We start from the raw sequence: 7,742 nt of genomic DNA, 5'->3' as shown, positions 1-7,742 counted from the left end.
AGGGTTGGGAGGGGTGCTTTTGCTTTTGCTTTTGCTTTGGCTTTGGCTTTGGCTTCAGCTTCAGCCTTCGCTTGCTTCGCGGCTTACGCCGCTCCCACAACAACCACGCGTCTGCGACCGGCGTTCAGGCCGCTGGGTCGGGGGTTGGCAGCGGTAGCGGTTCGGTGCCGGGGACGAAGACACCCGGGGTCACGTAGTAACTCAGCATTGCATCCATCGTCTCGCGGCTGTCGCCCTCAAGATCGAAATGCTCCGGCTGCAGCATTGCGCCGTACAACACGCCGACCAGACAGGCGTGCAGGATGCGGGCGAGGGTATTGATGTTGACGCCGTCGCGCAGCTGGCCCAGTTCCTGTGCGCGCAGCAGGGCGCGCCGGAAAATATCCATCTCCTCGTCCACGCTGTCGCGCTGCAGCTGCTGCATGGCCAGGCTTTCGGCCGACAGGTCGTTGCGCAGCATGATTTCCATCATGTCGCGCAGGCGCTGGTCGCGGGCGATTTCGCTGACCGAGATCAGCATGGCCGAGCGCAGGTCCTGTACCGGGGTGATGCGGTCGGGCGAGTAGGCCTGGCGCAGGCGGTTGATGAAGTGCACACGCTCGCGGTTGATCATCGCTTCCAGCACTTCGCTCTTGTTCTTGAAGTGCCAGTACACCGCGCCGCGGGAAAACCCCGCACGCTCGCCTATCGCCGCCAGCGAGGTGCCGGCAACGCCATGTTCATGGAAGCAGGCCAGCGCGGCATCCAGGATGCCTTCGCGGGTGGCTAATGCCTCTTGTTTGGTCTTTCTGGCCATTGCGCTGTGCAAATGCTGGATGAAACCGGCCTGAATTGTAGCCGTTTACAAACATGCGTGTATGTATGTATATTTCCGCAGCTTGCTCTGCAGGGTGTCGATGCTGTGTGTAGTGGTGGCGGTTGCCACCGCTGTACCCGTAACGTATGCGGTATGGAGGGGTATGCGACTGCATATCCCATGTTCCGCCGATCCTCGAGCGCCACTTTTCCTCATTGAGCTCCTCTCCCATGCCTGCTATCAGTCGCTACCGTCTTGTCGCGCTTTCTCTCGCACTATCCGTTGCGCTCGTTGCCTGCAAGGGCGGCGGTGAGCAGCCGCAGCAGGGTGGTCCCGGTCAGGTCACGGTGGTGACGCTGAAGCCGGAAACCGTCACCTTGACCCGCGAACTGGCTGGCCGTGCCAATGGCTACCAGGTTGCCGAAGTGCGCCCGCAGGTCAGCGGCATCATCGCCAAGCGCCTGTTCACCGAAGGCAGCGTGGTCAAGGCGGGTGAGCCGCTGTACCAGCTGGATGACGCCGCCTACCGCGCCCAGGCCAACAGCGCCCGTGCGCAGCTGGCCCGCGCCGAAGCGACCGCCAACGCCGCCCGCCTGGCAGCACGCCGCAGTGCCGAGCTGGTCAAGTCCAAGGTGATCAGCGCGCAGGATGACGAAAACGCGCAGGCCACCTGGAAGCAGGCCGAGGCCGATGTGCTGGCCGCGCGCGCTTCGTTGGATGCCGCCAATGTGACGCTGGGTTATGCCCGCATCACCGCACCGATCAGCGGCCAGATCGGCAAGTCTTCGGTTACCCAGGGCGCGCTGGTCAGCGCTGGCCAGGCCGAGCCGCTGGCCACCATCAACCAGCTCGACCCGATCTACATCGACGTCACCCAGTCCTCGGCCGAGCTGCTGCAGCTGCGCCGCGAACTGGCTGCCGGCCGCCTGGAAGGCGCCTCGGAACTGCCGGTCGACATCGTGCTTGAAGACGGCAGCACCTATGCCCACAAGGGCAAGCTGGAGTTCTCCGAAGTCAGCGTCGACCCGACCACCGGCAGCTATCTGATGCGCGTGCGGGTCGAAAACCCGGACCAGATGCTGATGCCGGGCATGTTCGTGCGTGCGGTGCTGGGTAGCGGAGTGCGCCCGAACGCGCTGTTGGTGCCGATGCAGGGCATTGCGCGTGATCCCAAGGGTGATACCTCGGCGATGGTGGTCGATGCCGATGGCAAGGTTGCCGTTCGCCCGGTCAAGGTCAGCCGCACCATCGGTGACAAGTGGCTGGTCGAAGACGGCCTGAAGGCCGGCGACAAGGTCATCGTCGAAGGCCTGCAGAAGATTGGCCCGGGGATGCCGGTGCAGGCCACCGAGAAGGGTGCCGAAGCCGCCAAGCCTGCCGCCGCGCCTGCCGCGGCGCCGGCCGACAAGCAGTAAGCGGAGAAATACATGGCTCGCTTCTTTATCGACAGGCCCATCTTTGCGTGGGTCATTGCCATCATCATCATGCTTGCCGGTGCGCTGGCCATGATCAAGCTGCCGATCTCGATGTATCCCGAGGTCGCGCCGCCTGCGGTGTCCATTTCCGCCAACTACCCGGGCGCTTCGGCCAAGGTGGTGGAGGATTCGGTGACGCAGATCATCGAGCAGAACATGAAGGGCCTGGATGGCCTGATGTACTTCTCCTCCAACAGCTCCTCCAATGGCCAGGCCAGCATCACGCTGACCTTCCAGAGCGGCACCGACTCGGACATCGCCCAGGTGCAGGTGCAGAACAAGCTGCAGCTGGCCATGCCGTTGCTGCCGCAGGAAGTGCAGCGCCAGGGCATCAACGTCGCCAAGTCCAGCTCGGGCTTCCTCAACGTGCTGGGCTTCGTCTCCGAAGACGGCAGCATGGATGAGAACGACATCTCCGACTACGTGGGTTCCAACATCGTCGACCCGCTCAGCCGCGTGCCGGGCGTGGGCTCGATCCAGGTGTTCGGCGGCAAGTACGCCATGCGCATCTGGCTGGATCCGACCAAGCTGCAGACCTACAAGGTATCGGTCAGCGAAGTGACCGCCGCGGTACAGGCGCAGAACGCGCAGGTTGCGGTGGGTCAGCTGGGCGGTGCGCCGGCGGTGAAGGGCCAGCAGCTCAACGCCACCATCAACGCGCAGGACCGCCTGCAGACGCCGGAGCAGTTCCGCAACATTGTTGTGCGCACTGAACTCGACGGCTCCACCTTGAAACTGGGCGATGTAGCCCGCGTCGAGCTGGGCGCGGAAACCTACGACTTCGTTACCCGCTACAACGGCAAGCCGGCCTCGGGCCTGGCCATCACCCTGGCCACCGGTGCCAACGCGCTGGAAACCGCCGAGGGCGTCAGCAAGACCCTGGACGAACTGCGTGCCAACTTCCCGGCCGGCCTGAAGGCGGTGATTCCGTACGACACCACCCCGTTCGTGAAGGTGTCGATCAAGGGCGTGGTCAAGACGCTGCTTGAAGCCATCGTGCTGGTGTTCGTGGTGATGTACCTGTTCCTGCAGAACTTCCGCGCCACCCTGATCCCGACCATCGCCGTGCCGGTGGTGTTGCTGGGTACCTTCGGCATCCTCTCGGTGCTGGGGTTCTCGATCAACATGCTGACCATGTTCGCCATGGTGCTGGCGATCGGTCTATTGGTGGATGACGCCATCGTGGTGGTGGAGAACGTCGAGCGCATCATGTCCGAGGAAGGACTGTCGCCGCTGGAAGCCACCCGCAAATCGATGAGCCAGATCACCGGCGCGCTGGTCGGCATCGGCCTGGTGCTGTCGGCGGTGTTCGTGCCGATGGCCTTCATGAGCGGCTCCACTGGCGTCATCTATCGACAGTTCTCGGCAACGATTGTGTCGGCGATGGCCTTGTCGGTGCTGGTCGCCATCGTGCTGACCCCTGCGCTGTGCGCCACCATGCTCAAGCCGCTGAAGAAGGGCGAGCACCACGTTGCGCACAAGGGCATCTCGGGCAGCTTCTTCAACTGGTTCAACAACGGCTTTGACCGCACCAGCGGCACCTACCAGCGTGGCGTACGCGGCATCCTCAACCGTCCGGGCCGCTTCATGGCGGTGTTCCTGGCGCTGGCGGTGGTGATGGGCCTGCTGTTCGTACGCCTGCCCAGCTCGTTCCTGCCCAACGAAGACCAGGGCATCCTGATGGCGCTGGTCAACGCGCCGGTGGGTGCTACCCAGGAACGTACCCTGGAGTCGATCTACAAGCTGGAAGACCACTTCCTGAAGAACGAGAAGGACGCCGTTGAATCGGTGTTCTCGGTGCAGGGCTTCAGCTTCTCGGGCATGGGCCAGAACTCGGGCATGGCCTTCGTCAAGCTCAAGGACTGGAGCGAGCGCAGTGCCGACCAGGGTGTAGGCCCGATCACCGGCCGTGCGATGGCCGCCCTTGGCCAGATCAAGGATGCCTTCATCTTCGCCTTCCCGCCGCCGGCCATGCCGGAGCTGGGTATCGCCTCGGGTTACACCTTCTTCCTGAAGGACAACAGCGGCGCCGGCCATGATGCATTGGTCAATGCACGCAACCAGCTGTTGGGTGCGGCCGGGCAGAGCAAGCTGCTGGCCAATGTGCGCCCGAACGGTCTGGACGACACCCCGCAGCTGCGTCTGGACATCGACGTGGCCAAGGCCGGCGCGCATGGTCTGTCGCTGGATGCGATCAACGGCACCCTGGCCACTGCCTGGGGTTCGAGCTATGTCGATGACTTCATCGACCGTGGCCGGGTCAAGCGCGTCTACGTGCAGGCGGATGATCCCTTCCGCATGAACCCGGAAGACTTCAACCTGTGGACGGTGAAGAACAGCGCCGGCGAGATGGTGCCGTTCTCGGCCTTCGCCAGCCAGCGTTGGGATTACGGCTCGCCGCGCCTGGAGCGCTACAACGGTGTCTCCGCACTGGAAATCCAGGGCGAAGCCGCACCGGGTGTGGCCTCGGGTGACGCCATGCTGGAAGTGGAAAAGCTGGCCAAGCAGTTGCCGCCGGGCTTCACCATCGAATGGACGGCCGTGTCCTACCAGGAACGCGAAGCCGGTTCGCAGACGCCGCTGCTGTACACGCTGTCGCTGCTGATTGTGTTCCTGTGCTTGGCTGCACTGTATGAAAGCTGGAGCGTGCCAACCGCGGTGTTGATGGTTGCGCCGCTGGGTATTCTCGGCGCGGTGCTGGCCAACACCATGCGCGGCATGGAGCGCGACGTGTACTTCCAGGTGGCGATGTTGACCACGGTAGGCTTGACCTCGAAGAACGCGATCCTGATCGTCGAATTCGCCAAGGAACATCTGGAGAAGGGTGCGGGCGTGATCGAAGCGACGATGCATGCGGTCCGCGACCGTCTGCGTCCGATCATCATGACCTCGCTCGCGTTCGGTCTGGGCGTATTGCCGCTGGCAATCGCCTCCGGTGCCGGTTCGGGTGCACAGCGCGCCATCGGTACCGGCGTGCTCGGCGGCATGGTGGTCGGCACCTTGCTGGGCCTGTTCTTCATCCCGCTGTTCTTCGTGGTGGTGCAGCGGGTATTCAACCGCAAGCAACTGGCCAAGAACGGCGACCTGCCGCAGCAGTAAGCGGGCAGGGCAGTGAAATGCAGAAGGCGCCGAAAGGCGCCTTTTGTTTTTGGCCGTTTTGTAATTTTGTTGGAGCGGCGTAGTGCCGAGCCATGCTCGGCAGGGGCTTTCCCAGCGCATCTGCGGTTTTGTAGGAGCGGCATAAGCCGCGAAGCTGGCGATTGATCAGATGACCCACATCGTGGTGATTTCAGCGATGCGAGCTTCGCGGCTTACGCCGCTCCCACAAAGAAACCAGTCAGGTAGTGCCGAGCCATGCTCGGCAGGGGCTTTCCCAGCACATCCGGAGCTTTGTAGGAGCGGCGTAAGCCGCGAAGCAGGCAATGCCGGAAAGGCTCAAGAGCCAACCCCTCCCCAGCCCTCCCCTTGGCCTTCGGCCAAAGGGAGGGGGCAGATTCTTCGGCCCAAAAAGGGAGAGGGCGTAGTGCCGAGCCATGCTCGGCAGGGGCTTCACCGCTAATGCCTCTGCCGAGCATGGCTCGGCACTACAAAACAAGGCAAAAAAAACCGGGCCAGGCCCGGTTCTTCTTACACTTCGTGTTCCGCAAGCTCCAGTAACTGAGCCTTTTCAACCGCGCCCAAACGCTGGGCGAATACCGCCAAGCGGTTGCATAACTCGGCCTGATGTTCCGGGAAGGCAGCTACCAGGTCGCGTTGAACCTGTTGGTAAGCATCCCAGAACGGTGCCGTGCAGCGATGTTGTGCGTACTGCTGTCGCAATTGCTCCCCAGCAAGCTGGAGTGATCGGCGACTGCTGTTTTGGATGGGCGTCGTATACATCGCTTCACCTCGATGGCAGTGCCCCTGTACCCCGAGCATAACGCTGTTTTTCTTACGATCTGGCTACAGCGTCTTATTCCCTGATGAGACGACAGGGTGGCTGTTCATATTCGGCCGGGTTATTCCCCGATATCTTCATTCCAGACGTCTGGGTTCTCGGCGATATAGCGGCCCATCATCTCGATGCAGCCGGCGTCGTTCAGGTCGATCACCTTGACCCCGTTGTCCCTGAGCCAGTCGATCCCGCCGGCAAAACTGACCGATTCGCCGACCACGACGGTGCCGATGTTGAACTGCCGCACCAGCCCACTGCAGTACCAGCACGGCGCCAGGGTGGTGACCATGATGGTGTTGCGGTAGCCGCGCTGGCGGCCGGCCTTGCGGAAGGCGTCGGTTTCACCGTGGATGGACGGGTCATCTTCCTGGATGCGGCGGTTGTGGCCACAGCCGAGCAGGCGGCCATCGTTGTGGTACAGGGCCGCACCAATCGGGATGCCGCCTTCGGCCAGGCCCTGGCGGGCTTCGGTGATGGCGGTTTCAAGCAGGGCGCGGTAATCCGGGGTGGTGATCATGCAGGGTCCTCATGGTGCTGTGCGGGCCATCATAACGGCCGGATTCAGCCTGCCGGCGCCGCAATCGGGCTGTCGGTGCGATAATCGGCGCCATGAGCGAATCCCCCTACAAGACCGGCACCACCCACTTCGGCTTCCGCGATGTACCGGCCAAGGACAAGCAGAAGCTTGTCGGCCAGGTGTTCACTTCCGTGGCCGACAACTACGACGTGATGAACGACCTGATGAGCCTGGGTATCCACCGGCTGTGGAAGCGCTACTTCGTAGCCACCGCGCAGGTGAAGCCGGGTGACCGGGTGCTGGATCTGGCTGGCGGTACCGGCGATATCGCGGTGCTGCTGAAGGAGCGCATCGGCGCCGAAGGCAGTGTGGTGCTGGGTGATATCAACGCCGGCATGCTGTCGGTGGGCCGTGACCGGCTGACCAACCGCGGCCAGGTCGCGGGCTTCGAGTGGGTACAGCTCAACGCCGAGGCGTTGCCGTTCCCGGACCAGAGCTTTGATCTGGTGACCATTTCCTTCGGCCTGCGCAATGTCACCGACAAGGAAGCGGCGCTGCGCGAGATGTACCGCGTACTGAAGGTTGGCGGGCAGGCGCGCGTGCTGGAGTTCTCGGAAGTGACCGTGGATTGGTTCAAGCCGATCTATGACTTCCATTCGTTCAAGGTGCTGCCGAAGCTGGGCAAGCTGTTCGCGCGCGGCGATGCCGACAGCTACCAGTACCTGGCCGAGAGCATCCGCAAGCACCCGCCGCAGGAAGAGCTGAAGGCGATGATGAGCGAGGCCGGTTTTGGCCGCTGCCATTACAAGAACCTGAGCGCGGGTATTGTTTCGATCCACTCCGGTTACAAGCTTTGAGGCTTGGTTGCTGGATGTGTTGAGGAAAGGGCGGCCATTGGCCGCCTTTTTCGTATGTGGGGTGGTGGTTTTTTAGTCGTTGGCTTTGTTGGTAACGCCCCTGCCGAGCATGGCTCGGCACTACAGTGGTGGTTGGCGCGCTGGGGAGCTGAGCCCTCCCTTT

6 protein-coding genes are annotated in these 7,742 nt (G+C 62.8%); 3 read left to right on the top strand and 3 right to left on the bottom strand.

The window, feature by feature from the left end; translation table 11 throughout:
• Nucleotides 1-124: 124 nt before the first annotated feature.
• A complete protein-coding gene (locus ABB27_RS18420) occupies nucleotides 125-796 on the bottom strand; it encodes a TetR family transcriptional regulator (protein ID WP_057630682.1) in 672 nt (223 codons plus the stop codon).
• A 230-nt stretch (nucleotides 797-1,026) separates the two neighbouring features.
• Between ABB27_RS18420 and ABB27_RS18415 the strand changes: the two genes are divergently transcribed.
• Together ABB27_RS18415 and smeE are read left to right on the top strand one after the other, a co-directional pair.
• On the top strand, nucleotides 1,027-2,211 hold the full coding sequence (locus tag ABB27_RS18415; protein WP_057630680.1) for an efflux RND transporter periplasmic adaptor subunit: 1,185 nt from the start codon (nucleotides 1,027-1,029) through the stop codon (nucleotides 2,209-2,211).
• A gap of 12 nt (nucleotides 2,212-2,223) precedes the next feature.
• Nucleotides 2,224-5,370 (top strand): multidrug efflux RND transporter permease subunit SmeE, encoded by a 3,147-nt coding sequence (smeE, locus tag ABB27_RS18410; RefSeq protein WP_057630678.1) that lies wholly within the window; start codon nucleotides 2,224-2,226, stop codon nucleotides 5,368-5,370.
• 528 nt (nucleotides 5,371-5,898) lie between these two features.
• On the opposite strand, the gene ABB27_RS18405 is transcribed toward smeE, so the two are convergent.
• Together ABB27_RS18405 and ABB27_RS18400 are read right to left on the bottom strand one after the other, a co-directional pair.
• Nucleotides 5,899-6,150 carry a hypothetical protein gene (locus ABB27_RS18405; RefSeq protein WP_057630676.1) on the bottom strand — a complete coding sequence of 84 codons (252 nt, stop codon included), beginning with the start codon at nucleotides 6,148-6,150 and terminating at the stop codon, nucleotides 5,899-5,901.
• A 119-nt stretch (nucleotides 6,151-6,269) separates the two neighbouring features.
• On the bottom strand, nucleotides 6,270-6,722 hold the full coding sequence (locus tag ABB27_RS18400; protein WP_057630674.1) for a nucleoside deaminase: 453 nt from the start codon (nucleotides 6,720-6,722) through the stop codon (nucleotides 6,270-6,272).
• A 92-nt stretch (nucleotides 6,723-6,814) separates the two neighbouring features.
• Between ABB27_RS18400 and ubiE the strand changes: the two genes are divergently transcribed.
• Entirely contained in the window at nucleotides 6,815-7,579 is a 765-nt protein-coding gene (ubiE, locus tag ABB27_RS18395; RefSeq protein ID WP_057630672.1) for a bifunctional demethylmenaquinone methyltransferase/2-methoxy-6-polyprenyl-1,4-benzoquinol methylase UbiE, read from the top strand.
• Nucleotides 7,580-7,742 lie beyond the last annotated feature (163 nt).

Origin of the sequence: Stenotrophomonas terrae (assembly GCF_001431465.1) — a bacterium.
GTDB classification, from domain to species: Bacteria; Pseudomonadota; Gammaproteobacteria; order Xanthomonadales; family Xanthomonadaceae; genus Stenotrophomonas; species Stenotrophomonas terrae.
This window is presented reverse-complemented; position numbering and strand designations above follow the sequence as displayed.

What these genes read in the sequence shown, in the direction of transcription:
- ubiE (WP_057630672.1), top strand. Translation starts at nt 6,815, where the DNA reads ATGAGCGAATCCCCCTACAAGACCGGCACCACCCACTTCGGCTTCCGC.
- ABB27_RS18420 (WP_057630682.1), bottom strand. Translation starts at nt 796, where the DNA reads ATGGCCAGAAAGACCAAACAAGAGGCATTAGCCACCCGCGAAGGCATC.
- ABB27_RS18415 (WP_057630680.1), top strand. Translation starts at nt 1,027, where the DNA reads ATGCCTGCTATCAGTCGCTACCGTCTTGTCGCGCTTTCTCTCGCACTA.
- smeE (WP_057630678.1), top strand. Translation starts at nt 2,224, where the DNA reads ATGGCTCGCTTCTTTATCGACAGGCCCATCTTTGCGTGGGTCATTGCC.
- ABB27_RS18405 (WP_057630676.1), bottom strand. Translation starts at nt 6,150, where the DNA reads ATGTATACGACGCCCATCCAAAACAGCAGTCGCCGATCACTCCAGCTT.
- ABB27_RS18400 (WP_057630674.1), bottom strand. Translation starts at nt 6,722, where the DNA reads ATGATCACCACCCCGGATTACCGCGCCCTGCTTGAAACCGCCATCACC.